Consider the following 24,897-nt stretch of genomic DNA (forward strand, 5'->3'; position numbering starts at 1 on the left):
GAGGGTATAAGGCTCAACCATGCGCAGGGGCGCTTCAGGCTGGCAAGCGTCAATACCGTCGATTTCGAGGAAATCCTACTCCGTGGCTCGCAACCGCCCCAGCCCACGTTTGCGACGCGGTGGTGCTGTCAGTTCCTTCCAGCGGATCAATTCGAACGCCCCGTCATGATCTTCGATCACCGCGGTGCAGCTCTCCACCCAATCGCCTGAATTGATGTAGTGGATGCCGAATTTGTGATGCATGGCCGCAAAGTGGATGTGGCCACAGATGACGCCTTCGACCTCGGAATTGCGAGCCTCGTGCGACAGTGCTTCCTCGAAACGCCCCATGATGCTCACGGCGTTCTTGACCTTGCGCTTCGCCCAGGCCGACAGCGACCAATAGGCAAGCCCCATGCGTCGGCGCACCCAGTTGATCGGCGCGTTGATGGTGAGAGCGAAATTGTACGCCCAGTCTCCGATATGGGCGAGCCATTTGGCATTGGCGACGACGACGTCGAACTGGTCGCCATGGATCACCAGATAGCGCTTGCCATCGGCCGTGACGTGGATCATCCGGTCGACGATCTCGACGCCCCCAAAATAGGTGCCCATATAGTCGCGCAAAAACTCGTCGTGATTGCCCGCGAGATAGACGATCCGCGCGCCATTGCGGGCCTTTTCGAACAGCGCATGCGCGAGTTCGTCGTAGATCGGTGGCCAGTTCCATTCCTTCTGAAGCCGCCACCCATCGATAAGATCGCCGATGATGTAGATCGTATCGGCTTCATAGAGCGCGAGGAACTTGAGCAGCTCTTCGACCTGGATCGCCTGCATGCCAAGGTGTACGTCGCTGAAAAACAGCGCCCTGACCCGCCGGACGGCCCTCGTCTCTTCCATTAAGGCGCCCCTTGTTCCTGCCACAGGCCCGTAACCGATTCCCATCGGACCGCGCGCACTTTAGACGAGCACCCGCGCTGGGCAAAACCGTTTCGGCCCCCGCATGCGCGTTCGCGCCCACCTGTGTCAGATGAGAAACAGCACGACGGCGATAAGCATCAATGCTGCCAGCACGCCGCCGAGAAAACGCTCGCCTCCGGTGCGCTGTAGGAATGTGATCAACGCACGGCCGCCAACCATCCAGAGAGCGCATGACATCGGGCTCAGCATTGCGCTGCCGATCGAAAGTACGAGCAAATTGACGATGCGCCCTTCTCCAGGCGGAACGAAAAACGCGGCAAAGCTCACGGCAGTTGCCCAGGCTTTGGGATTGATCCACTGAAACAGCGCTGCTTCATAGGCCCGCATCGGCCGTTCGCTGCCGCTGGCCGGTCCGATTGAAATCCCCAGCATGGTCCACGCCATCCACAAGAAGTACGCCGCGGCGGCATAGCGCATGATCGTGCTCAGCACGGGATAGGCCGTAAAAACCTCCCCTAGCCCCAAGCCAACGACAAACAGCATGACGGGAAAACCGAAGATGATCCCGATCGCGTGCGGCATCGTCGCGGCCAAGCCGAACTTGGCGCTCGATGTCATCAGCATGAGATTGTTCGGTCCGGGCGAAAAATACGCGGTGACCGCGGCCAGAAAAAAGGCCGCCAGCATTGTCGGTTCAAGCATGGACGCCCCACAACGTCAGTATTGCTGACGTATTGTTAGCATTGTCCGTGCTTCCCTTCAATGACTCACAGCGCGTCGGCGATCTTTTTGACCGTATTGAAATTCCGAGACGTACCTACTCCTGCACGCTTCGGCGTCATCACTCCGGCCAGCCGCGACGTGCCTATGCCTCCCGCGAAATAGACCCACGGATCGCCGTCCACGAACCGGACGATTTCCTCCGCGCTCGCTCTTTCTTCGAGTAGCTTTCGCGCCGCAGCGGTCACCGGCTCGCGCATTACACGAACCGCAACGTGGGACGGATCGGTACGCGTCTGCTCGGGAAACGGATTGGCCGCAACCAGCCGTGCCCAACCTGCCGCATCGCGAACGATGAAGTCGATGTGCCGGCCGAACCGCTCGGCGAAGGCCGCCTCGAACTCCCGTTCGATGCCACGCGCATCATCCGAATTCGCGTCGAAAACCACGTTGCCCGTCGCAAGCAGTGCTTTGGGATTGCTGTGGCCAAGCCCTTCGATCAGTTCACAAAAGGGCGCATTGAGCACCCGTTTGCCCGAACCAATGGTGATCGAGTACAGCAGGCCAACGAACCGTGTCACGGCACGATGCCCATCCGGCGCTTGAGGGACATGATCCGCTGATAGCTCGCCTCGACCAGCCGCGCGAAATCGGGGTCCGCCTCTGCTTCGGCAACCAAAATAGAATGAATTTCGGCACCCAATTCCGGGTCATATTCGGCCGTATTGGAAAACAGCAAAATGTCGTTTCCTGCCCGAACCGAACGCGAAATGGTTTCGCTCAGGCCGAACCGGCTGCGGATCGCGCCCATCTCCAGATCGTCGCTGATCACCACGCCGTCATAGCCTAATTGGCCGCGCAGCACGCCGGTGATCCATTCGTGCGACAGCGTCGCCGGCAATTGCAGCGCATCCCCGCTCTGGATCTCGCCGTTAAAGAGATGCGCGACCATCACCATGTCCACGAGCCCACGCCCGATCAGATTGCGATAGGGCTCGAGTTCGACTGGATCCCAGACATCGGTCACATCCACGAAACCGTCATGGGTGTCGTCCTCGCTCGACCCATGCCCTGGAAAATGCTTGAGCGCTGTCGCAACGCCCGCGCTGTGGTGCCCCTCGATGAACGCCGCAGCGAGGTCCGTCACGGCATCGGCGTCGTCCCCAAACGCGCGCTCATAGCGCGCGATGATCGGGTTGGCCGGATTGAGATTGAGGTCGACCACCGGGCCGAAGTTGAGGTTGAACCCCTGACGCGCGAGATCGCTGGCCAGCGCCGTATATATCGCCTCGGCGTGCTCGACCCCGCCTGCCGCCACGTCTTCCGCCGACGGGATTTCCGCAAACCCTACGGCGCTGGTCAGCCGCTCGATCTGGCCACCCTCCTGATCGAGTGCGATGAACGGCGGCAACCAGGGGCGCGCTGTATTGAGACTACCGTTGATGGCGCGCACGCGCGGAAGACTGGCGACATTGGTGCGCAGATACATCACGCCCCCGATCTCTCCCCGCGCGATCTGGTCACGCACCGCCCGCACCCCGGCATCAGACTGGGAATCGCCGTTGAACCCCATCAGGACCATCTGCCCCGCCATGTCCTCGATACTCTGCGCCTGAGCCGGCAAGCCGGTAAAGGCGATCGAAAGGCTGACGATGACGAGGGTGGCAAGGCGCATGAACAATCTCGCTTGGTGGATCGAGAAGCAGTGTGCCCGATTCTACGGCGCTGCCACCAAATACCTTTGGCGGCTCGAAAGAAAATGGGCGGCGAAGGCATCATCTGGACCGGCTATGTGGCGTAAATCAGCCGATCATGCGCGTCGTGAACTTGTCCTGCTCGGCCCCCGAGAGCAGAGCGATGATCTGAGCCGCCGGTGCCGGTCGGGCGAAGTAATAGCCCTGACCGATCTTGCAGCCGGCCAGGCGCAGGAGCCACGCTTGGTCCTGGGTCTCAATCCCTTCGGCCACAACATTCTTGCCCAGCGATTCCGAAAGCATCAGCACAGTGCGCACGATCGCAGACGCCTCGGCATCCTGCGGCAGTCCCCGGATGAAGCTCTGGTCGATCTTGATCGTATCAATCGGCAGGCGCCCCAGATAGCTGAGCGATGAATACCCCGTGCCGAAATCGTCCAGCGCCACCCCGACGCCTATGTCACGCAATGCCAGAAGCTTGGTCGCGGCACGCGATGTTTCCGTCACCAGCAGGCTCTCGGTGATCTCGACCTGCAATCGGTTGGGCGCAAGGCCCGAGGCCGCAAGCGCCGCCTCCACGTCGCCGACGATATCGCCATAGTCGAACTGAAGCGGCGAAACGTTGACCGAAAGCCGTACCGGCTTGTCCCATGTCGCGACTTCCGCACAAGCCGTATCGAGCACCCAGCGCCCGAGTTCGAGTATGAGCCCGGTCTCCTCGGCCGCCGGAATGAACTCGGCGGGAGAAACAGTACCCAGAAGCGGATGCGTCCACCGCGTCAACGCCTCAACGCCAATGATCTCCCCCGTCTCCAGATCGACCTGCGGCTGATAGTGGACAGTGAACTCGTTATTGGACAAGGCGGCGCGCAGCGCGATCTCCATGTCCTGTTTGGTCTTGATCCTTGCGTCCATGTCCTTGGAAAAGGTGACGGCGCAATTGCCTTGCTGGTCGATAGCGATCGACAGCGCCAGGCTGGCATGCGTCACGATCGCTTCGGGCGAACTCCCCGAAAGATCGGAATCGCTCATGCCCACCCGTGCCCCGATAATCGCTTGGTGCCCATCGAGGTGATAGGGCCGGGAGATGGTTTCGATCAATTGGTCGGCGAACGCGCGCCCGTCGTCGGTAGTGGTCAGGCCCTGCCGCAGCACGGCAAATGCGTTACCCTCAAGCCGGGCGACGCTGATCGGACCCAAAAGATCGAGCCGCGAAACGACCTGTTTGAGCAACGCATCGCCATGCGCATGGCCGAGCGTATCGTTGATCGTCTTGAGCCGCGACAGGCCGATGAGAAAGACGCCGACACCACGAAACCTGTCCGCGGGCTTGATCAACTGCTTGCCCACTTCGTCCAGAAACCGCGCGCGCGATGCAGCGCCGGTCAGTGGATCGTGCAGGGCAAGATAGCTCATGCGCTCTTCGTCATGGCGCCGCTCGGTCACGTCACGGAAGGTGAGACACGCCACCCGCCCCGTGCTTTCGTCAGCATCGATATCTGAAAGCGTGACGACAAATTCGATGACCCGCTCGACATCTTTAAAGGCAATGGCGGTCTCGCAAACCGCATCCATGGCATCACCATGATCAAGCGCTCGCTCGAGGGCATGGCGGAAGGGCGCCGGCAGAACCTCTTCGAGCCGCTTGCCAACGAGGCCCGGCCCTACCAGATCTTCCGCCAGCCGGCTGGCTGCACGGATCGTCTTGTTGCGGTCGATCACGACCACGCCATCGAAATTGTCGGCAACCACGCGCTCCAGCATCGACCGCATCGCATCGCGCTCACGCGAAGCTTTGCTGAGCGACTGGGACTTCTGCTCGAGCTCATGCCAGAACGCCGCAATGATCAACCCGGCCTGCGCCACATGAATGCCGGCCGTCTCGAGCAGCAGCCCGGAATGGACTTGCAGCACCAGCGCCACGAATTCGAGAACGCCGCTATAGGCCGCTGACCCCAGCAGAGCCGAACGAAGCGTCATGCTCGGTCGCAGGATTGCAAAAACCAGCGTGCCGGCAATGATGATGATCCCGACCGGCATTCCGCCCATCGAGCGCAACATGCGATCCTGGCGCACGCTTTCGGCAGCCAGAAGTTCCACGGCCGGGGTCGAAAGCATGCCATACCGAGGCACGGTCTGGGTCGAAATCTGGGCGTAGCTCGCCAATCCGATTACGACATCCCGATCCAGGAAGAACTCCGGCGCAGTATTTCCGTCGAACAGGTTGGACAGGGTAACCCGCGGCACCGTCGCATAATCGATCGCGTAGTCGACAAAGAAACTGTCCGGACGGATGTCGCGGCTCGGCGTTAGCGCGGTCGCAAAGGATTCGATCACCCAGCCATCGTGCATGGCGGTGGTATCATACGTACCCTTCAGCCGGTCCCGGCCCATCACCGCGTCGATATAGACAGGCGGCGCGATGGAGGCGAACAGCGGCGACGGGAACGCCAGGGTGAGATCACCGCCGCTCTCGCCCCGATGCGTCGTGATCGTCCTGACACGCCCTGCATGGGTCTGCAAGGTCCGGACAAGTGCGGCGTCACCGGGGTCGGGTTCCCGGCTCGATACCGAGATCCCAAGAGTGACCGAGCGCGCGCCGCGGATGAACAACTCTTCTATCGCGCGGGCATAAAGCCCTCGTGTACCCACACCCACGCCAGTGTTGGCCACGGCCTCGGCATCGATCTCGACCAGAATGATCTCACCGGTCGCTGGGCGGTTAGTGAGGGAAAACCGCACATCGCGCATCGCGCCATCGAGCGCGGCAAACCATCCTGCGGCCACACCGACCAGTGTGAACGCGCAGACCGCAGCGATGATGATGAGTTGCCGCTGCCTATCCACGCCGCTCCGCCGTTCCTGATCAGACGGCGATTATTACCACCGGCGCTGAACAAGCCGTAAATCTTGAGGTGGCGATGTCCGATAAAACGCCGCCACCTTAGAGATAAATGCTTGTCCGATCAGCGATTCTTGCGGTTGGCGATCAAATCGTCGACCACGGCTGGGTCGGCCAGCGTCGAGGTGTCGCCCAGCGCCCCATAATCGTTCTCTGCCACCTTGCGCAGAATACGCCGCATGATCTTGCCCGAACGCGTCTTGGGGAGACCCGGAGCGAACTGGATATGATCGGGAGACGCGATCGGCCCGATCTCCTTGCGCACCCAATTGCGCAGTTCGACAGCCAGATCATCGGACGCCGTCTCGCTGGCCATCAGCGTCACATAGCAGTAAATCCCCTGCCCTTTGACGTCGTGCGGGAAGCCGACAACAGCGGCCTCGGAAACCTTCGGATGTGCGACCAGCGCACTCTCGACTTCCGCCGTACCCAGCCTGTGCCCCGAAACGTTCAGCACGTCATCGACGCGTCCGGTGATCCAGTAATACCCATCGGCGTCCCGGCGACAGCCATCGCCCGAGAAGTAAAAACCTTTGTATTGCTGGAAATAAGTTTCCTTGAACCGCTGGTGATCGCCATAGACCGTCCGCATCTGCCCCGGCCAGCTATCGGCAATGGCAAGGACGCCCGACGCTTCGGTCTCCGCGATCACCTTGCCGCTTTCGGGCTCCAGAACCACCGGCTGAACACCAAAAAACGGCTTTGTCGCCGATCCCGGCTTGGTCGCAATCGCACCCGGTAGTGGCGTAATCATGAACCCGCCGGTTTCCGTCTGCCACCATGTATCGATCACCACGCACCGCTCGCGCCCGACCTGCTTGTGATACCACATCCAGGCTTCCGGGTTGATCGGCTCGCCCACCGACCCCAAGAGCCGCAGGGTCGACAGATCCGCGCGCTCGACGAACTGGTTTCCCGCGCCCATCAAAGCGCGGATCGCCGTCGGCGCGGTGTAAAAGATATTGACCTTGTGCTTGTCCACGACGTCCCAGAACCGTCCGGCGTCGGGATAGTTCGGCACACCCTCAAACATCAGCGTCGTCGCGCCATTGGCCAGGGGGCCGTAGACGATATAGCTGTGCCCGGTCACCCAGCCCACATCCGCGGTACACCAGTAGACCTCGCCATCGCGATAATCGAATGTCAATTCGTGCGTCAGCGAGGCATAGACCAGATAGCCCCCGGTCGTATGCAGCACGCCCTTGGGCTTGCCCGTCGATCCAGAGGTATAAAGAATGAACAGCGGGTCTTCGGCGTTCATCGCCACGGGCTCGCAGACTGCCTCGACCCCGGCGGCCGCTTCGTGCCACCACACGTCGCGACTGCCCTTCATGGCCACATCACCGCCGGTGTTGCGCACCACCAGCACCTTTTCAACGCCCGGACAATCCTCTAACGCCTTGTCCACATTGGCCTTGAGCGGCACGGACTTGCCGCCGCGACGCCCCTCGTCAGCCGTCAGCACCACGCGGCTATCGCAATCGTTGACCCGACCGGCCAAAGCATCGGGCGAAAACCCGCCAAACACCACCGAGTGCACGGCCCCGATCCGCGCGCATGCCAGCATCGCGTAAGCCGCTTCGGGGATCATCGGCATATAGATCGTGACGCGCTCGCCCTTTTTAACGCCGAGACCTTTCAGCACATTGGCAAAGCGGCACACCTCTTCATGCAGTTTGCGATAGGTGATATGCCGCGCCTCGGCCTTGGGGTCGTCGGGCTCGAAAATGATCGCGACCTGATCGCCACGTGTGTCCAGATGCCGGTCGATACAATTGGCAGTGACATTGAGTTCGCCGTCCTCGAACCATTTGATCGAGATGTCCGGCCATTTAAAACTTGTGTTCTTGACCTTGGTGAAGGGCTTGATCCAGTCGATCCGCTTGGCCTGCTCGCCCCAAAATCCGTCCGGATCATTTACCGAACGCGCGTACTTCTCTTCGTACTGCGTTGCGTTGACATGGGTCTTGGCGACAACGTCGTCGGACGGGGCAAAAAGGGCCTCCGGGCTCATGGCTTCCTCCACAAATGATTTGGCCCTGTCTTAACCCGGCGTTTCCGATAGGAGCAAGCCATGCCGTCCGCTCACCTTTTCTTAGCCACGCTCCGGCTAGTCTTTGCGCCAATCAGGGAGCCGGACAATGACCGATCCGCAGATCACGCCATCACAGATGACCGCGCGCGGTGCCACTGAAGCCGACATCAATGACGTCCATCGGGAGTTGATGGATCTGATCGATTCGATGCCCTATTACGGCGAGCGCTTCAAAGCCTATGAGAAAGCGCGCTTCGACCGAACATTCCTGCGCACGCTCATGGCCATCGACCCCTGGCACGTCCTGCTTTTGGAAACCGACGGCAAGACCGGCGGCTTTTTGATCTCCGGTCCGGCCAACGGCACGATCTTCCAGTTCTGGTCGGCAATTTATCCCGATTTCCGCGGCACTCCGCTGGGCCGCTTCGGCATGGAAGCGTTCATCTCCCACTGGGACAACAACCGCTTCCACAAAGCCTCGACCTACACCCGCCCCGACAATCGCCCTGCCCTCGTCCTCCTCAAGCGCTTCGGCTACCAGCAGGTCGCCCATCTCGAAGACCATATCTTTGGCGAAGACTATTTCGTCATGGAGCGCAAATTCACAAAATCCATCGACGGCTACGACGACGGCATCCGCTTGCCTCTGGCAACGCGGCTGAAACTCAAGCTCAAGGCATTGAGCGACCGCTAGGCCGCCACCGGCCGCCGACGCAACAGTCCAAAGATGGACACATCCACCTTCGCCCTGTGCAACGCCGTGAGCCACAGCGTTACCGACCAGATCGAAACCGCGATAAAGGCGGAAACAGCCGCGCCCATCAGCCCATAGGGCGGCACCAGCGTCCAGTTGCCGATCACAAGCGCCATCACGCCCAAACCCACGGCCGGCAGGCTGGCCCACGGCCGGTCGTGCATCGAGAGCACCAGAGAGGCCGGCCCGAACGCCGCGCGCACCACAAGCCCAAGGCACAATATCGCCACTGGCAGGGCGCCATCGGCGAAGTCCTCGCCAAAGATCATCAGCACATAGCGTCCGAAGATCAAAACGCCGAGAAACAACAGAACCGCGAGCCCCGTAGCCACAAGATTGGCCTCGCCCACCCGCTTTGCGAACGCCTGCTGGTCAGGGTCCCGCTCTGCATCGAACATGTTGGGCAGCGTCAGCGCATAGACGGCCACGACCCCGAACGCCGCAAGAGCAAAAATCCGCGTCGACACACCGAAAATCGCCAGATCCTCACGCCCCAGCAGTCCGGCCAGAAGGATCAGATTGATGTCGAAGAAATAGTCTGACGCCAGTGTCACCAGAACCCAGGGCGCGGCAAACCGCCACCAGCGGCGCGGCTCCTTGGCACGCCACGCATCCTGCGTCGGCACCGCCAGCACCGCCTTGCGCACCGAAAGGCACTGCCAGGCGAACAGCACAAGCAGTGCGACCGCCAAAACCCAAAGCATTCTCGCCATGTCCGGCGCCGTCGAAAGCACAGCCACAAGCCCGAACGCCAGCAGCGTCAGCCCCGGCCGAAACAGCATGTCGGGCAGATACCCGGTCATCGGCTGCTTGAGCCCCACGAGAATGGTCGTTGAGACATAAGTCAGCCCAGTTGCCACACCGATCACGACCGTTTGCAGCCATAGCGGTCGCAGATGCTCACCAGCCTCTCCCATCAAATGGGTCAGCGGCCATCCAAGCACCAGCGCCACTACGCCCATGACGGCGAGATATACATAGCTCCGCCTGACGAACCGGCGCAGATGATTGCCCTCACCACGCGATCCATACTCGGCGGCAAAATAGGTGGCGACTGTCTGGAAGCCCAATGGCAACGCCACGCCGATGAGGTTCGCCGCCGCAATCACCAAAAGGAAATCGCCCAGCGACTCCGCCCCCCAGACGCGCGAAATCGCTGCCTGCACCAGAAAGATGAAACCAGCGCCAAAAATGCGCAACCCGAAAATCAGAACCGATTTCGACGCAAGCTTGCCCGCAATACTCATATCAGCGTCGCCCCATCCGGCGCATCGCCGCAAGTCTGAGCGCCGTCACCCGATCCCGGCTCCGCGTCACCCACTCCCGCGCCTTGTAGGCAAAAGTCCCCGCCAGCCGGGCCCGCGTATGGGTGGCAAAATTATAGACCGGAGGCAGCGGGCTGATATGCCCGGCCTCGCCGACCATCCCACTTTTAAATTGCTGCAGCCCGGCAAAGCCGTCCGTCCCACCCAGGTCATAGAGCTTGGCGCGCGTGTTCTCGCGTAGCCATCTGATGATGTGCCAGTGGAGGAAATAGCCAGCCCGCAGGTCGAGCGCTGCATTATTCGTCGCGCCGTAGAGATAGCAGGCCGTATCGCCAGCCGTAAAAATCATGGCGCCGGCGACAGTCTCGCCGCTATGCGTCACGAAAAACAGCTCGGGCCGCGCAGTACCATCAGGCATCGCCATCAGCGCATCGACGGTATCAATTCCGGAATAATCGGCAAACATCTTGCGCTCGGTCATGGCACGGTAAAGCGTCATGAATCGCCCAAGGTCCGCGGGCGTCCCGTGTTCGATCTCCAGACCGGCCTTGAACGCCTTGCGTAGATTGTAACGCCATTTCTGCCCGAACGCCGCCATGCGCGCCTCGTCCTCAAGGGTCACATCGACCACATAGCGCAGCGGATATTTGACGCCCACACCGGCCGAAAACCCGCGCGCCTCAAGCATCCGCGCCACCCGGTTTTCATGTCCCGGCTCGACCTTGGGCATGATCGAAACCATCATCCCCCTCCGGTCGGCATATTCGGCGATCATCGCCTCGACCATGCCGGCCATGATGCGCCCCGACGGGTCCGAAGCACCATCAGCAAGGATCGGCCCCCATTTGCACAGCGCCACGCTCGCCAGCCCCAGCGGCAGTTTCTGCACCATGACCAGCGACCCGCCGACAACGGCGCCACCGTCCGAAAACAGCATTGGCTCCAGCGTCACACCCGGCCAGCGACGGGACGCATAGGCATAAAGCTGTTCTTGGCAAACCCCATCGAACCCCGAAACCGTGCGGTCCCAGCCATCCCCATCGGTCGCCGTCATAACGAACCCTTGGGTCGGCGCTGCGGCAGACGTCCGCTTAAGCGCCGGAAAGGCTGAGCTATGGCTGGTCGAAATCATGGTTCACTCGATAGCGGGATTGAATTGCCGCAATCTAACCCACCCGCCCCTGCCGAATACTTTCACCCTAGGGCCGAAAGTGCTCCACTTCCCACCGTGGTAAAAAAAGCTTTAGACGTCCCCGACAAATCGCGCGGATTACCTATCGAACCTCGGGAGCAACGCTCTCCCCCTCGAGCCGTCGGATGATCGGACATTCTGGCCGCTCATCGCCGTGGCAAGTGTCTGCCAGGGTCTTCAGCGTATCGACCATGTCCTGCAGCTTTGCGATCCTGCCTTCCAGATCGGCGACGTGTTCCCGCGCGATCCGCTTGACGTCCGCACTCTGCCGAGTCCTGTCCCGCCACAGGCCCAAAAGCGTGGCGATTTCGGCAACCGAAAACCCAAGATCGCGCGCCCGGCGAATGAACCGCAATTGATGAACGTCAGGCGTGGAATAGTCGCGATACCCCGACGTTGTACGATCCGCCGGCGGCACAAGCCCGATCTCCTCATAATAGCGGATCATCTTGGCCGAAACGCCCGAAAGCTTTGCTGCTGCACCGATATTCATAATGCGTCGAGACCTCGCTTGACCTTCCCATGGTTGGAAGCCTTACACATATAGGTCCAGACTCACGCCCACATCAATCCTTGCGCTCTCCGAACAAGATAAGGACCATCGCGATCATGAAACCGCTTGCGCTTGCCGTACTCATTGCCCTGACCGGCGCCCCTGGAATTGCCGCTGCACAGGACACGTCAACCGGCGGCCACGACGCCCATATGCAGCATTCTTCGGTGGCCGACGACCCGGCCACTGCCGCGTACCAGGCCGCCAATGCACGTATGCACGAAGACATGGCCATCGATTTCACCGGCGATCCCGATATCGACTTCATGCTCGCGATGATCCCGCATCATCAGGGCGCTATAGATATGGCAGAAGTGGCACTCGAACACGCCACCGATCCCGAGGTGCTTGCCTTGGCGGAAGAGGTCATCGCCACTCAGAATGCCGAAATCGAAATGATGCGCGCCTGGCTTGCCGAGCGCGGCCAGTAATCAAAGTAACGAGACAAACAATGACAACCGTCACCAAGACCGCCGATCTCTACCGCATGGTCACCGACCAGCACACGTGCCCTTATGGCCTGAAATCTCTCGATCTCCTGAAGCGAAATGGCTACGCAGTCAACGATCATAAGCTCGCCTCGCGCCCCGAGATCGATGCCTTCAAGGCCGAGCACGACGTCAAGACCACCCCTCAGACCTTCATCAATGGCCAGCGCATCGGCGGCTATGACGATCTGGCGCGCCATTTCGGCAAGAAGGTCAAGGACAAGAACGCCGTCACCTACACGCCGGTGATCGCTTTGTTCGCCATGGCGGCGCTCATGGCGCTCGCCGCCAGTTGGGCGGCGTTTGGCAGTCTCGCGACCATCCAGACCGCAGAATGGTTCGTCGCATTCTCGATGTGCCTGCTGGCCCTGCAAAAGCTCAAGAACGTCGAGAGCTTCGCTACGATGTTTCTGAACTACGACCTGCTCGCCCAGCGCTGGGTGCGCTATGGTTATGTCTATCCCTTCGCCGAAGGTCTGGCCGGGCTGCTGATGGTCGCCGGCGCCTTGATGTGGCTTTCGATCCCGCTGGCGCTCGTTATCGGCACGGTCGGAGCGGTCTCGGTTTTCAAGGCTGTCTATATCGACAAACGCGAACTCAAATGCGCCTGTGTCGGCGGCGACAGCAACGTCCCTTTGGGCTTTGTGTCACTGACCGAAAACTTGATGATGGTCGCCATGGCCATCTGGATGCTCGCCAAGCCATTCGTCCTGGGCCACTGAGCCCGGCGAAACGCACCGGCAGTCGTTATATGAGGGATCACCGTGAACCCCTCGAAAGAGGGGTTTTTGGTGGGTGCACAAGGGCTCGAACCTTGGACCCGCTGATTAAGAGTCAGCTGCTCTACCAACTGAGCTATGCACCCACAAAACCCGGCGGCACGTTGCGGCACCGCCGGAATGGCGCCTCTCTAGCAAACAGCTTTCAGCCTGTCCACCCAAAAAGCGATATCAGGGGAATGGGTTTTCGCTGGTCCCCAGAAAGGCCTGATCGCCCCACAATTGCTCGATCACCCGGTCGCGCCCACACCCGATGCGATAAGCGTTGTAGCGGACCGGATTGGTGATGTGGAAATCCTGATGATAGTCGTCAGCAGCATAAAACGGTGCCGCATCCTTGATTTCCGTCACGATCGTGTAGCCGCTTTGCTGCGCGATCGCCGCCTTGCTGGCCTCGGCCGTCTGCTTTTGCTCAGGCGTCAACGCGAATATGGCCGGCCGATATGAACTGCCCTGATCGCAGAACTGGCCGTCGGCATCGGTGGGGTCTGTGCTGTGCCAATAAACGGTTAGCAACTGATCATAGCTCACGATTTCCGGATCATACTCGATCTCGACAACTTCGTAGTGTCCGGTATCGGTATAGACCACGTCTTCATAGCTCGGGTTTTCGACATGCCCACCGGCAAAGCCCGAGGTCGTCGCCGTTACGCCCTCGACCTTGTCGAAATTGGATTCGACGCTCCAGAAGCACCCGCCCGCAAACAGCGCCGTATCGGCCATGGCTGGCGTAGCCATCAGCGCCAGTCCGGCCACGCTCGATGCGATGATTTTTCGATACATTGCATATCTCCTCATTCCAAATCCACTAGCTGCCGAGCCAACTCGGCCTGCAAGTCAAACCCGCGTGAACGAAAGCCGATCTGTGTTGCCAGAGTAGATACGGTAAGCAACCGGAAATGATTGCACGGCTACCATCACATTCGGTTCATCGCGCGAACCAGCTTTGCAAGGACCAACGGTGCCCCTGACAACATCCTCCGGCGATTTTGCCTTGGGCCGCCTGGCCCTTGCCACTGCATATTGGCTGCGCCCGGTCCGCGCGCACCATGTGCCGTTTCTCGTCGCTGGTCTGGTGCGGGACCGCATCAGGCGCCCTCGGCCAGTCCCCGATGCCTCGATGATCGCCTCCCGTCCGCCCGGTTTTGCGGGCCTTGCGCGTGACCTGTCCTCACCCGTGGTTCTTAAAGCCATGGCGCGCGGCTTTTATCCCCAAAGCCATTGGGGCACGATGAAATGGTGGTCTCCACCGGAGCGCGCCGTCATGCATTTGAGCGACGTTCACATCGCCAAGCGTTTCCGACGCACGATGCGCCAGACCGACATGACCGTCGCCTTCGATACCGATTTCGCCGGCGTCATCGATGGCTGTGCCGCCCCCAGGCACGAGGGCAAGCCCAACCTCACCTGGATCACGCCGACGGCTCGCGCGCTCTATGTTCGTCTCCACGACGAAGGTCATGCCCATTCGGTCGAGGTTCTCGACGCGGACGGCAAACTGGTCGGAGGCCTGTTCGGCGTCACAATTGGCGGCGTCTTTTCCGCGCTCTCCATGTTTCACACAGTCGATAACGCATCGAAATTCGCCATCGTCAGCCTCTACCATCATCTCGCCGATGCTGGCTTTGCCTCGGTCGACCACCAGATCATGTCCCCTTGGGTCGAGGCCCTTGGCGGCACTGTGCTGCCGCGCGAAGACTACTGCGCGCTCCTTGACCGCCACGCCGACACCGTTCGTGCGCCCGGCAGATGGCAGGCCCGCTTCACTCTTGCCGAAACTTCCACCTGGGACGCAACCACCCATCCCTGACCCCGCTTGTCCGCCACGCGCAACAGGCGCATCATGGCGGCAACCATTGTGGGGGGAACACCAATGCAACTCGGCGCTTTTTCGCTCAGCCTGGCCGTCAAGGACATCGCCCGGTCGCTCGAATTCTACCAAAAGCTCGGCTTTAAGGTCATCCACGGGGATCAGGCCCAGAACTGGCTGATCCTCTCGAACGGCACCACAAGTATCGGCCTGTTCCAGGGCATGTTCGAAAAGAATATGCTCACCTGCAACCCCGGCTGGGGCCTCGACGGCGCGCCGCTCGACAGCTTTGAAGACATCCGCGACCTGCAGGAAAAACTCAAAGCATCGGGCATCGCCCTCGATAGCGAAGCGGACACCACCAACACAGGCCCGGCCCACGCCATGCTCACCGACCCCGATGGCAATCCCATCCTCATCGACCAGCATCGCTAAAGGAGCCAACGCAGCGTGGCCGAGATCAAGACCAAACCGACCCAAATGGATGTCGACACCTTCATCGCCGCCGTCGAAAAGCCCGTCCGCCGCGCCGACGCGATCGTCCTGCGCGACATGATGGAGCGCATCACCGGCGAACCCGCCACCATGTGGGGACCCTCGATCATCGGCTTCGGCAGCTACCACTACCGCTATGACAGTGGCCACGAAGCCGACATGTGTCGCGTGGCCTTTTCCCCCCGCGCCGCCAATCTCGTCCTCTATCTCGGCGGCTTCCCCGAGTTCGACGAACTCGTTGCCAAACTCGGCAAACACAAGCGCTCCAAAGCCTGCCTCTACGTCAACAAGCTCGCCGACATCGACATGGCGGTCCTGGAAGAAATCACGCATCTGACCTTCGAGGCTACCGACGGCTCCCAGACCTCTTCGGCGTGCTAGCCCGAGAAGGCTGCCGCATACTCAGCGAACAACGCCGTCACAAATTCTTCCTCCTTGCCACCCCCAACAGTTCACTCGCTAAGTCACCCGCCGCACATGCAGAGAACCCAACCGCCGTCACAGACCTGATCCAGCGCGCCCACCACCCCCCAACCGTCACCCTCGGGCTCGACCCGAGGGCCCACGCAGCTTGGCCATGCCCAGCAAGGCAGGAGGGTTCTACCTGTGGCGGCGCAGTCCGGGTCCTTGTGTCCAGCCCGAGGATGACGTGCATGGACCAGGCACCCTCGTGCGTCGGGACGCTACCACCCGCTCTGTCACGCCGATGACTTGATCCCGTCCGGCCCGGTCAGGAAGGGCATGACATCCACCCCGTCTCCCGGAAACACTGTGACATGCGGATGATCCACAAACAGCGCCGCAGCCGCCTCGGCGGTCTCGGCTTCAACGATCACATAGCCGCAGAAATCATTGACGCCCGGCCCGACGCCATTCTTGGTCGCCCGCGTGGTCTTGCCGACCATCCCGCCGAGTTTTCGCAGATGAGCAGCGTTCTTTTCTTCCCATGCCGACCAGAGGGGCAGCCCTTTTGCATCGACAGCATCCTGCTCGGCCTTGGGCATTGCCCGAAACCGCGCAAGGTCCTCGCGCTTCATCGTATAAACGGCAAGAAAGATCGGCATAGGTTACCCCTCCAGGCGAGATCCTACAGCAGTCATCCCGGGATTTATTCCCGGGATCCAGTTGCAGCACAAGCCAAATGCCTACGAGTATCGACTACCCCGCCAGCGCGCCCTGTGCCGGCGCACCGCGCTCGACCAGCAGCCTGTTATACGCATTGAGATAGGCGCGCGCCGAAGCCACCAGCGTATCGGGCTCGGTCGCATTGCCCGAGGCTATCCGCCCGTTCAGTTCCAGCCGCACATGCGCGTTGGCCTGCGCATCGGTCCCGCCGGTCACGCCATCGACCGCATAGAGCACCAGATGCGGATGGGCGCCCACAGCCTCCTTGATCGCCGAAAAGATCGCATCGACCGACCCGGTGCCGTCAAACGACACTTCGACCGGCGCACCATCCACCGACACCTTCAACTCGCACCGATGAATACCGCCAGTCTTGGACATCACGCTCATATCGACCAGGCGGATACGATCGGCACCCGATCCCATCTCATCATCGACCAGCGCAATGATATCGTCGTCATAAACGTTCTTCTTGCGGTCCGCCAAATCCTTGAAGCGCTGAAAAGCTTCCTGAAACTGGTTGTCCGCCAATTCATAGCCCAGATCGGCCAGCTTCTGCTTGAACGCATGCCGCCCCGAATGCTTGCCCATCACCAGCGAGGTCGATTTGATCCCCACGCTTTCGGGCGTCATGATCTCGTAGGTCAAAGCGTTCTTGAGCATCCCGTCCTGATGGATGCCGCTCTCATGGGCGAACGCGTTCTTGCCCACGATGGCCTTGTTGTACTGCACCGGGAAATTGGCCGCCGCCGACACCACTTTCGACGCGCGCGACAGGCTTGTCGATTCGATAGCGGTGTGGAAGGGCAACGCATCGACACGGGTCTTGAGCGCCATCACGACTTCTTCGAGAGCCGCATTACCGGCCCGCTCGCCGATCCCGTTGATCGTGCATTCCACCTGCCGCGCCCCCGCCCGCACGCCGGCCAGGGAATTGGCGACGGCCATGCCCAGATCATTATGGCAGTGGGTCGAGAAAATCGCCTGATCGGAATTGGGCACCATCTCGATCAGCGTCTTGATCAGCGCGTAGTAATCTTCCGGCGTCGAGTACCCGACGGTGTCGGGAATATTGATCGTCGTCGCCCCGGCCTTGATCGCAGCCTCGGTACAGCGCGCCAGAAACTCGACCGGCGTGCGGGTGGCGTCCATGCCCGACCATTCGACATCGTCGATCAGATTGCGCGCCTGCGTCACCGTCCTGGTGACGATTTCCAGCACCTCGTCCTCGGTCTTTTTCATCTGGTGTGCCAGATGGATGGGCGAGGTCGAAACGAAGGTATGAATACGCCCGCGCTTGGCAAAGCGCACCGCCTCGCCGGCCCTGTCGATATCGGCCGAGATCGCGCGCGCCAGCCCGCAGATCACAGCGTTCTTGGCCCGCTTGGCAATCGTCGCCACCGCCTCGAAATCGCCGTTCGACGCGATCGGAAACCCGGCCTCGATGATATCGACGCCCATCGTGTCCAGAATTTCGGCCACCTGGAGCTTTTCTTCCAGCGTCATCGTCGCGCCGGGGCTCTGTTCGCCATCGCGCAAGGTCGTGTCGAAAATATAGACGCGGTCGGTATTGGATTGGGTGGTCATAGTGGTCTTCCCTATTCGGCCCCTGCGCGAAATCTCGCTGAATGCAGCAGGTCATGGCCGGACATCTGATGTCGTTGTTCGGCGGCTTGGCACAATCCCCTGACGACCCGTCCGTTCTAAGCGGACTGCCGGTGATCAGGGGCTGATAAGGAGGAGTAGAAGGCCGAGCGAGGCGAGCATCGCCGTGCCCATGAGGATACGAGCCTGCAAAGCTTTGTGCTTGCTGGCGGCTATGGCGACGGCGCGGTTTTGGCTGCGGCGCATCGATACGGCCCTGGTATCCTTGTCTTCAACGCACCAAACATGAGCCAATTGCGCCGCAAGCGCAACCCTTTACGCACGCTTCTTTTGGGTGTGTGGCTACCGGACGCGCAGAACATTGCCGTTTAGAGCCCGCCATCACCTGAATAGCCGCAAAGCCTAGTTGAAAGCGAACACCGCCGCGAAGATCACGATCAGCCCCGAAATCCCCGTCACCGCCGACGCGCGCTTGGCGATTGCCGCCGCCCGCACGTCCCCGGCCCGCCCTTTGCGGAAATTGACAGCCCCGATTCCCAGCGCCGCGCTGAGGATCACCACAAAGACGATCTTGATCCAGAACCAGAAATCCAGCCCTGAAACTCCGCCATATTTGAGCCAGACCACCAGCGGCCCGGTGATCCAGAGCACCGCCAGCCCCACATGCCCATTGCGCCCGAGGATCGAGATTAGTCCATCGAACGCCGTGGCATCCGCGCTGCCCGCCATGGCGCGCCTGACGCCCGACATCGCCATGCCCGACCCCATGCCCAGAACCAACCCGAAGATATGGAGAAAAATCAGGATATTGATAAAGACGTCCATCGGCCCCTCCCGCGCACGACATGCAAGCCCAGCTTAGCTGATTCGACCTTCAACACCGCGCCTTAGGATGCTTGGAGATTCAGGTCAGGGTGGAGCGAGAAGGGTGCTTAACGAGAACCGGAGCGGAGCGTACTCCAGTACGTGAGTACCGGAAGCGCAGATAAGCGGCATTCGCAGCCCAACCTCACCTGAATATCGGGGCATCCTAATCGTCGAGATCGATCATGCCTTCGGCCAGCACCACCGCCGATCCACCGATCCCCGCATGCTTGAGCACACCGCCTTCGATATTGAACTGCACCGCGATTTCGCTCGGGCGCCCCATCTCGCGCCCCTGGCGTAGTCTCAGCGCATGGTGCCCATCGCCATAAAGCCCCGAATCCGCCAGCTGTCCGATCAGCGCCGCAGCCGCCGATCCCGTCGCCGCATCCTCGCCCGACCCATGAGCGATGTGGAACATGCGCGCCGCGTAATCATTGCCGCGCTCATTGGGCGTTGCGGTGTAGACATAGACCGAGTTCCGCTCCCCCGGAAACGTATCGGCCCACCCGCGGCGCTCGAGCGTAATCGCCTCCAGCGCCCGCGCGTCCTTGAGCGGCACGAGATAGAACGAAACCCCGGCCGAATAGCGTGACGGCATCATCCCGTCACACCCAATATCGGACGTAGCCAGCCCGAGCCGGGCTGCCACCTGATCGATATCGAGATCGCAGTCGAGCCGCTCAGGCAGATGCGGCAAGGTAAACTTCGCCTCTCCGGTACGCTTATCGGTGCGCTCCAGAACGGCCGTCACCAGCCCCACGCCCAACTCCAGCCGCACCGCGGTCAAACGCGATTGCAGCCCCAGCAGCACCGTCGCGCCCACAGTCGGATGCCCCGCAAACGGCATTTCAGTTACAGGCGAAAAAATCCGCAGCCGCGCATTGTGCCGCTCGTTCTGCGGCGCGAGCACGAACACCGTTTCGGATAGATTGAACTCCCGAGCGATCGATTGCATCCGCGCGCCAGACAGCTCGTCTGCCTTGAGCACCACAGCCAGCGGATTGCCGCTCAGCCGATCGCGGGTGAACACATCGAGGAGATAATAGGGCAACTTCATCGCAACGTCCTTGCATCGGGGCCTCACGAACAGCGCGCGATACGCCCTTGCCAACGATGTTTAGGAGGCTTTTGATAAGGCAGCGTTAATCGCCCGGCAACATGTGTGGCAAACGCCGAAAACCGAGGGAGCAACCGCCATGGGCAAACTGATCGTCTGGAACATCGCCAGCCTCGACGGCTGTTTTGAAGGCCCAGACCCGTGGGATCTGTCCCTGCACGAAACGGTCTGGGGCGACGAGCTCGAAGCCCTGTCGAACACCCAGCTCGACGAGGCCGAAGCGCTGTTGTTCGGCCGCAAGACCTATGAAGGCATGGCTACCTATTGGGCCAACGAAACCGGCCAGATCGCCGACGGCATGAACACCATCCGCAAATACGTCGTGTCCAACACGCTCTCGGACGCCAAATGGAACAATTCGCACCTGATTTCGGGTGATGTCGTTAAAGCCATCGCCGAGCTCAAGCGCAACGCCGAGCGCAATATCTACATCTTCGGCAGCGCTGACCTCCTCGCCACCCTCCTCCCTGCCGGTCTCATCGACGAATACCGCCTCGGCATCGCCCCGCTTATCCTCGGCCGCGGCACCCCGCTCTTCAAACCCTCCGACCACCGCATCGATCTGGATCTCATCAAAACCCAGCCCCTCACCGGCGGCGGTATTGTCCTGTTCTATGGTGTAAAAAACGGCGCATAAAAAAGGGCCGGCACAGCCGACCCTTTCTCATCATTTTTGGAAAGCACTGCACCCAGCGCCCGCCCACCCGTCACCCCGGGATTTAGTCCCGGGGTCCAGTAAAGGCGCCAGAAGCGGGGCCGTAGCCCAACTAGTTCCGCGTCTTGTCGACCAGCGCGCCGGCCTTGATCCACGGCATCATGTCGCGGAGCTTGGTGCCGACTTCCTCGATCTGGTGCGCGTCGTTGTTGCGACGGATCGCCTTGAAGCGCGCTGCGCCCGAACGGTGCTCCTGCATCCATTCCGACGTAAAGCGTCCCGACTGAATATCGTTGAGAACCCGCTTCATCTCGGCCTTGGTTTCGCTCGTGATGATGCGCGGACCGGTGACGTATTCGCCCCACTCTGCAGTGTTGGAGATCGAGTAGTTCATGTTGGCGATGCCGCCCTGGTAGATCAGGTCGACGATCAGCTTCACTTCGTGCAGGCACTCGAAATATGCCATTTCCGGCGCGTAGCCGGCTTCCACCAGCGTTTCGAAACCGGCGCGGATCAGCTCGACGAGGCCACCGCACAGAACGGCCTGTTCGCCGAACAGATCGGTCTCGCACTCTTCCTTGAAGGTCGTCTCGATAATGCCCGAACGCCCGCCGCCGACGCCCGAGGCGTAGGAGAGGCCAAGGTCATGCGCATTGCCAGAAGCGTCGTGATGAACGGCGATGAGGCAGGGCACCCCGCCGCCCTTCTCGAACTCGCCACGCACCGTGTGGCCCGGACCCTTGGGCGCAACCATCAGCACGTCGACGGTGTCCTTGGGCTCGATCAGCCCAAAATGGACATTCAGTCCGTGCGCAAACGCCAGCGCGGCACCATCACGGATGTTCGGCGCAATCTCGTCGCGATAGATGTCAGCCTGCAATTCGTCGGGGGTCGCCATCATCATGAAGTCGGCCCATGCAGCGGCTTCCGCCACGCTCATGACCTTGAGACCATCGGCCTCGACCTTCTTGGCCGTTGCCGAGCCGGGACGCAGACCCACGGCGATTTCGGTCGCGCCGGAATCCTTGAGGTTCAGCGCGTGCGCACGACCCTGGCTGCCATAACCGATAATGGCGACCTTCTTGGACTTGATGAGGTTGAGATCGGCATCACGATCGTAATAAACGCGCATTGGTGTTCTCCCTGGCTCGCTTGTTTGCTGTTGAAATTTACGCTCCGAAAAGCGCGAAAAACTGTTCCCGAGCCCGCCGCGCTTGCGCGGCAATCTGCTCTTCGCTTGGCCGCCGCTGCTCACCGAGCAGCATGCGGATTTGGGTGTCGCGAACGACGAGCCCGAAAAATGTGCGGAATGCCTGGTCGGCATCGTCGAACTTGACCAGCCCTGCGTCCCTGCCCGCTTCCAGCAGCGGCTTGCAGCGACGGGCCATGCCGATCGGGCCGTTCTCGAGCACGATCCGCCCCAGATTGCGCTTTTCCTGCCCGGCATGGGACACCGCCAGCCGGTTCAGCGCCACCGACGTGTCACCTGTCAGAACCGTCAGCCAGTCGCGCCCGAATTTTTCGAGCGCGATGCCCAGTGTGCGCTTGTCCAGCGTGTCCCGATCCACCGGCACGACACGCACCTTGGACGCCTGCCACTGCACAGTCGCTGTCAGCAATCCGTCTCGATCGCCAAACCATTTGTAGAGCGTTTCCTTCGAGCAGCTCGCACGCCGCGCCACGCCCGTCATGGTCAGCCCGTCCCCGCCATCGACCAGCAGTCCCAGCGCCGCATCGAGCACGTCCTTCTGCCGCTCGGTGAGCGTATCGTCGCTGACAGTAAGTGGTGGCGGCGGCGTCAACGTGACATCCCGAATTCAATGCGGTACAGATCGATCAAGCCGGTCCGAACAGGCCCTCGAATTGAGGCGTACCGTACGGTACGGTTCGGCACTTTTCAAGCCCCGAACCGACCACCGTTGACGGTTTTTTCAGTACCCCACCTGCATCCCGATTTCCACCACGCGCCCAGTCGGCAAGTGGAAATGCGCGGTCGCGTCACTGGCATTGTGCGCCATCGCCGAAAATACGCGGTCTTCCAGGTTCTGTATCGCCCCGAGCTTTTGCGCCAGCTTGAGCCGCCGCCGCGACAGGAAGAACGATGTGTTCATCACGTCGTAGTCAAAGCCCAGCTTGCGCGCCAGCCCAAGCGTCACCGGCACGTTGGGCGTCTCGCGATAGCCGAACGTCATAACCATGCGGCTGAACCGCTCGTCATAGCCTGAATATTGCACCTTGGCGTCGTCGGGCACCCGCGGCATCGACGCCGTCCGCACGGTGAGGATCACGTTGTGTTCGTGGAGCACCTTGTAGTGCTTGAGCGAGTGCAAAAGCGCCGTGGGCGCGCTGGCCTCGTCGGCCGTCAGAAACACCGCTGTGCCCGGAACGATCGTGCGATCGCGCGATTTGAGGCTGCTCAGCAGCGTCATTAGCGGCAGTTCGCTCCGCCGGGTCTTGGTGGCCAATCGGTTGCGCCCCCGCATCCAGATCAGCATCAGCAGCGTCAACACTGCGGCTACCGCCATCGGCACCCAGCCGCCATCGTTGAACTTGGACGCGTTGACCGCGAAAAATCCGACATCGAGCACGGCAAACACCGCGCCGAACGCAATCACCGCACCCAGCGGCCATTTCCACCGTCTGCGCATGATCACCAGCAATAGGGCCAGCGTCACCACCATGATGCCCGACACCGCCACGCCATAGGCGGCCGACAGCGCTGCCGAACTGCCGAACGCCAGCACCATGATGATCACCGCGACCATCAGCGCCGTGTTGATCTGGGGCAGGTAAATCTGCCCGCTTTCGGTGTCGGAGGTGTGCTGCACCACCATGCGTGGCAGAAGGTCCATCGCCATGGCTTGTTGCGTCAGGCTGTAGGCGCCCGTGATCACAGCCTGGCTGGCGATCACCGTCGCCACCGTGGTCAACCCGATCAGCGGCAACAGCGTCCAGTCGGGATGCATCTCGTAGAACGGGCTCTCGACGGCATCGACGCCAACAGCGAGCACATAGGCGCCCTGCCCGAAATAATTGAGCACGAGGCAAGGAAAGACCAGCGCAAACCAGCCGACAACGATAGGCCGCCGCCCGAAATGCCCCATATCGGCATAGAGCGCCTCGGCGCCGGTGATGGCGAGAAACGCCGCCCCCATCACCACCACGGCCAGTTCCGGATGCGCAACGAGAAACGCAATCGCGTAGTAGGGATTGAGTGCCGCCAGCACCTCCGGGTTCTCGATCACCTGCCAGAGCCCGGAAATCCCCAGCACCAGGAACCACACCGCAGTGATCGGCCCAAACGCTGCCCCGACCTTCCCGGTCCCGAATTTCTGGACGAGAAACAGCCCGACGATGATCGCCAGTGTGATCGGGATCACGAACCGCGTCAGGTTCGGCGCCACGAGTTCGATACCTTCAACCGCCGAAAGCACCGAAATCGCCGGCGTCAGCATCGCATCGCCATAAAACAGCGCTGCGCCAAGAACGCCCAGACCGGTGATCCAGAACGGCGCCTTTGTGTAGGTCTTGCGCGCCAGCGCCACGAGAGAGAGCGTACCACCCTCCCCGCCATTATCGGCTCGCGTCACAAACAGCGCGTATTTGACGGCCACCGACAGCGTCAAAATCCAGACGATCAGCGACAACAGTCCCAGCACCACCATTTCAGGCGGCTGCGCGCCCTCGCTCGCCGCGAGCGCCTCGCGAAACGCGTAGATGGGGCTGGTGCCGATATCACCGAACACCACGCCGATTGCACCGATGAGAAGAAGGGGAAATTTGCTGGCTCGATGAGCCGTGTCGGCGGCTTCGTGAGAAGCCGGCACACCGACACTACTAACCTGCGTCATTTGGAATGCCACTTGGGCTGTTGCAGAAGGCGTGCTCAATTACGCCTGTCCATGCACCTGGTCAAGAACGGCAATATACTGCCAATGCAT

The 24,897-nt window shown here is 61.0% G+C and carries 25 protein-coding genes and 1 tRNA gene; 7 read left to right on the forward strand and 19 right to left on the reverse strand.

Going from position 1 to position 24,897, the window contains the following annotated elements; all coding sequences use genetic code 11:
* Nucleotides 1-75: 75 nt before the first annotated feature.
* The 6 genes from BLR31_RS06690 to acs form a co-directional block, all read right to left on the reverse strand.
* On the reverse strand, nt 76-879 hold the full coding sequence (locus tag BLR31_RS06690; RefSeq protein WP_090593883.1) for a UDP-2,3-diacylglucosamine diphosphatase: 804 nt from the start codon (nt 877-879) through the stop codon (nt 76-78).
* Nucleotides 880-1,005: 126 nt separating this feature from the next.
* On the reverse strand, nt 1,006-1,602 hold the full coding sequence (locus BLR31_RS06695) for a LysE family translocator (protein WP_090593886.1): 597 nt from the start codon (nt 1,600-1,602) through the stop codon (nt 1,006-1,008).
* A 65-nt stretch (nt 1,603-1,667) separates the two neighbouring features.
* On the reverse strand, nt 1,668-2,201 hold the full coding sequence (locus BLR31_RS06700; RefSeq protein ID WP_090593889.1) for a DUF1697 domain-containing protein: 534 nt from the start codon (nt 2,199-2,201) through the stop codon (nt 1,668-1,670).
* Entirely contained in the window at nt 2,198-3,295 is a 1,098-nt protein-coding gene (locus BLR31_RS06705) for a glycoside hydrolase family 3 protein (RefSeq protein WP_090593893.1), read from the reverse strand. Before BLR31_RS06705 ends, BLR31_RS06700 begins: the two co-directional genes overlap by 4 nt.
* Before the next feature lie 127 nt (nt 3,296-3,422).
* The gene (locus tag BLR31_RS06710) at nt 3,423-6,161 is read right to left on the reverse strand and encodes an EAL domain-containing protein (RefSeq protein ID WP_090593896.1); all 2,739 of its coding nucleotides are present in this window, start codon (nt 6,159-6,161) and stop codon (nt 3,423-3,425) included.
* 119 nt (nt 6,162-6,280) lie between these two features.
* A complete protein-coding gene (gene acs / locus BLR31_RS06715; protein WP_090593899.1) occupies nt 6,281-8,230 on the reverse strand; it encodes an acetate--CoA ligase in 1,950 nt (649 codons plus the stop codon).
* A gap of 127 nt (nt 8,231-8,357) precedes the next feature.
* Here acs and BLR31_RS06720 point away from each other — a divergent pair, with 127 nt between their 5' ends.
* Nucleotides 8,358-8,945 (forward strand): GNAT family N-acetyltransferase, encoded by a 588-nt coding sequence (locus BLR31_RS06720; RefSeq protein WP_090593901.1) that lies wholly within the window; start codon nt 8,358-8,360, stop codon nt 8,943-8,945.
* Here BLR31_RS06720 and BLR31_RS06725 read toward each other — a convergent pair.
* The 3 genes from BLR31_RS06725 to cueR form a co-directional block, all read right to left on the reverse strand.
* Entirely contained in the window at nt 8,942-10,252 is a 1,311-nt protein-coding gene (locus tag BLR31_RS06725; RefSeq protein WP_090593903.1) for a lipopolysaccharide biosynthesis protein, read from the reverse strand. The two genes, BLR31_RS06720 and BLR31_RS06725, sit on opposite strands and share 4 nt — an antisense overlap.
* Nucleotide 10,253: 1 nt before the next feature.
* Nucleotides 10,254-11,402 carry a lipid II:glycine glycyltransferase FemX gene (locus BLR31_RS06730; RefSeq protein ID WP_090593905.1) on the reverse strand — a complete coding sequence of 383 codons (1,149 nt, stop codon included), beginning with the start codon at nt 11,400-11,402 and terminating at the stop codon, nt 10,254-10,256.
* A gap of 142 nt (nt 11,403-11,544) precedes the next feature.
* Nucleotides 11,545-11,955: a Cu(I)-responsive transcriptional regulator gene (gene cueR / locus BLR31_RS06735; protein ID WP_090593907.1), complete on the reverse strand. Its 411-nt coding sequence runs from the start codon at nt 11,953-11,955 to the stop codon at nt 11,545-11,547.
* Nucleotides 11,956-12,071: 116 nt separating this feature from the next.
* Here cueR and copM point away from each other — a divergent pair, with 116 nt between their 5' ends.
* Both copM and BLR31_RS06745 read left to right on the forward strand, forming a co-directional pair.
* The gene (gene copM, locus BLR31_RS06740) at nt 12,072-12,446 is read left to right on the forward strand and encodes a CopM family metallochaperone (protein WP_090593908.1); all 375 of its coding nucleotides are present in this window, start codon (nt 12,072-12,074) and stop codon (nt 12,444-12,446) included.
* Nucleotides 12,447-12,466: 20 nt separating this feature from the next.
* Nucleotides 12,467-13,225, forward strand: coding sequence for a MauE/DoxX family redox-associated membrane protein (locus BLR31_RS06745; RefSeq protein ID WP_090593910.1), 759 nt, complete (start codon nt 12,467-12,469; stop codon nt 13,223-13,225).
* A gap of 67 nt (nt 13,226-13,292) precedes the next feature.
* On the opposite strand, the gene BLR31_RS06750 is transcribed toward BLR31_RS06745, so the two are convergent.
* Together BLR31_RS06750 and msrA are read right to left on the reverse strand one after the other, a co-directional pair.
* A tRNA-Lys gene (locus tag BLR31_RS06750) sits at nt 13,293-13,368 on the reverse strand.
* Nucleotides 13,369-13,453: 85 nt separating this feature from the next.
* Nucleotides 13,454-14,065, reverse strand: coding sequence for a peptide-methionine (S)-S-oxide reductase MsrA (gene msrA, locus BLR31_RS06755; RefSeq protein ID WP_090593912.1), 612 nt, complete (start codon nt 14,063-14,065; stop codon nt 13,454-13,456).
* Nucleotides 14,066-14,243: 178 nt separating this feature from the next.
* On the opposite strand from msrA, the gene BLR31_RS06760 reads away from it, so the two are divergent.
* From BLR31_RS06760 to BLR31_RS06770, 3 genes are all read left to right on the forward strand, one after another.
* A complete protein-coding gene (locus BLR31_RS06760; protein WP_143009336.1) occupies nt 14,244-15,092 on the forward strand; it encodes a leucyl/phenylalanyl-tRNA--protein transferase in 849 nt (282 codons plus the stop codon).
* Between the two features lie 63 nt (nt 15,093-15,155).
* Nucleotides 15,156-15,527 carry a VOC family protein gene (locus BLR31_RS06765; RefSeq protein WP_090593916.1) on the forward strand — a complete coding sequence of 124 codons (372 nt, stop codon included), beginning with the start codon at nt 15,156-15,158 and terminating at the stop codon, nt 15,525-15,527.
* Between the two features lie 15 nt (nt 15,528-15,542).
* Nucleotides 15,543-15,968, forward strand: coding sequence for a DUF1801 domain-containing protein (locus tag BLR31_RS06770; RefSeq protein WP_090593918.1), 426 nt, complete (start codon nt 15,543-15,545; stop codon nt 15,966-15,968).
* 317 nt (nt 15,969-16,285) lie between these two features.
* On the opposite strand, the gene BLR31_RS06775 is transcribed toward BLR31_RS06770, so the two are convergent.
* The 5 genes from BLR31_RS06775 to BLR31_RS06790 all read right to left on the reverse strand — a co-directional run bounded on the left by BLR31_RS06775 (nt 16,286) and on the right by BLR31_RS06790 (nt 20,241).
* Nucleotides 16,286-16,651, reverse strand: a complete 366-nt coding sequence (locus BLR31_RS06775; RefSeq protein ID WP_090593920.1) for a hypothetical protein — start codon at nt 16,649-16,651, stop codon at nt 16,286-16,288.
* Between the two features lie 94 nt (nt 16,652-16,745).
* Nucleotides 16,746-18,299, reverse strand: coding sequence for a 2-isopropylmalate synthase (locus tag BLR31_RS06780; RefSeq protein ID WP_090593923.1), 1,554 nt, complete (start codon nt 18,297-18,299; stop codon nt 16,746-16,748).
* Between the two features lie 135 nt (nt 18,300-18,434).
* The gene (locus BLR31_RS22190; RefSeq protein WP_280139115.1) at nt 18,435-18,563 is read right to left on the reverse strand and encodes a hypothetical protein; all 129 of its coding nucleotides are present in this window, start codon (nt 18,561-18,563) and stop codon (nt 18,435-18,437) included.
* A gap of 156 nt (nt 18,564-18,719) precedes the next feature.
* On the reverse strand, nt 18,720-19,142 hold the full coding sequence (locus tag BLR31_RS06785) for a hypothetical protein (protein WP_090593925.1): 423 nt from the start codon (nt 19,140-19,142) through the stop codon (nt 18,720-18,722).
* Nucleotides 19,143-19,347: 205 nt separating this feature from the next.
* Nucleotides 19,348-20,241 (reverse strand): PhzF family phenazine biosynthesis protein, encoded by an 894-nt coding sequence (locus BLR31_RS06790; protein ID WP_090593927.1) that lies wholly within the window; start codon nt 20,239-20,241, stop codon nt 19,348-19,350.
* 139 nt (nt 20,242-20,380) lie between these two features.
* Here BLR31_RS06790 and BLR31_RS06795 point away from each other — a divergent pair, with 139 nt between their 5' ends.
* Nucleotides 20,381-20,938 (forward strand): dihydrofolate reductase family protein, encoded by a 558-nt coding sequence (locus tag BLR31_RS06795; RefSeq protein ID WP_090594784.1) that lies wholly within the window; start codon nt 20,381-20,383, stop codon nt 20,936-20,938.
* Nucleotides 20,939-21,068: 130 nt separating this feature from the next.
* Here the strand turns inward: BLR31_RS06795 and ilvC are convergent, their stop codons facing one another.
* The 3 genes from ilvC to BLR31_RS06810 form a co-directional block, all read right to left on the reverse strand.
* On the reverse strand, nt 21,069-22,088 hold the full coding sequence (gene ilvC / locus BLR31_RS06800; RefSeq protein ID WP_090593929.1) for a ketol-acid reductoisomerase: 1,020 nt from the start codon (nt 22,086-22,088) through the stop codon (nt 21,069-21,071).
* Between the two features lie 37 nt (nt 22,089-22,125).
* Nucleotides 22,126-22,758, reverse strand: a complete 633-nt coding sequence (locus tag BLR31_RS06805) for a TetR/AcrR family transcriptional regulator (protein ID WP_090593932.1) — start codon at nt 22,756-22,758, stop codon at nt 22,126-22,128.
* Nucleotides 22,759-22,887: 129 nt separating this feature from the next.
* The gene (locus tag BLR31_RS06810; protein WP_090593934.1) at nt 22,888-24,807 is read right to left on the reverse strand and encodes a potassium transporter Kup; all 1,920 of its coding nucleotides are present in this window, start codon (nt 24,805-24,807) and stop codon (nt 22,888-22,890) included.
* Nucleotides 24,808-24,897: the final 90 nt, after the last annotated feature.

It is taken from the genome of Pelagibacterium luteolum, from assembly GCF_900100665.1.
In the GTDB taxonomy this organism is placed as follows: domain Bacteria; phylum Pseudomonadota; class Alphaproteobacteria; order Rhizobiales; family Devosiaceae; genus Pelagibacterium; species Pelagibacterium luteolum.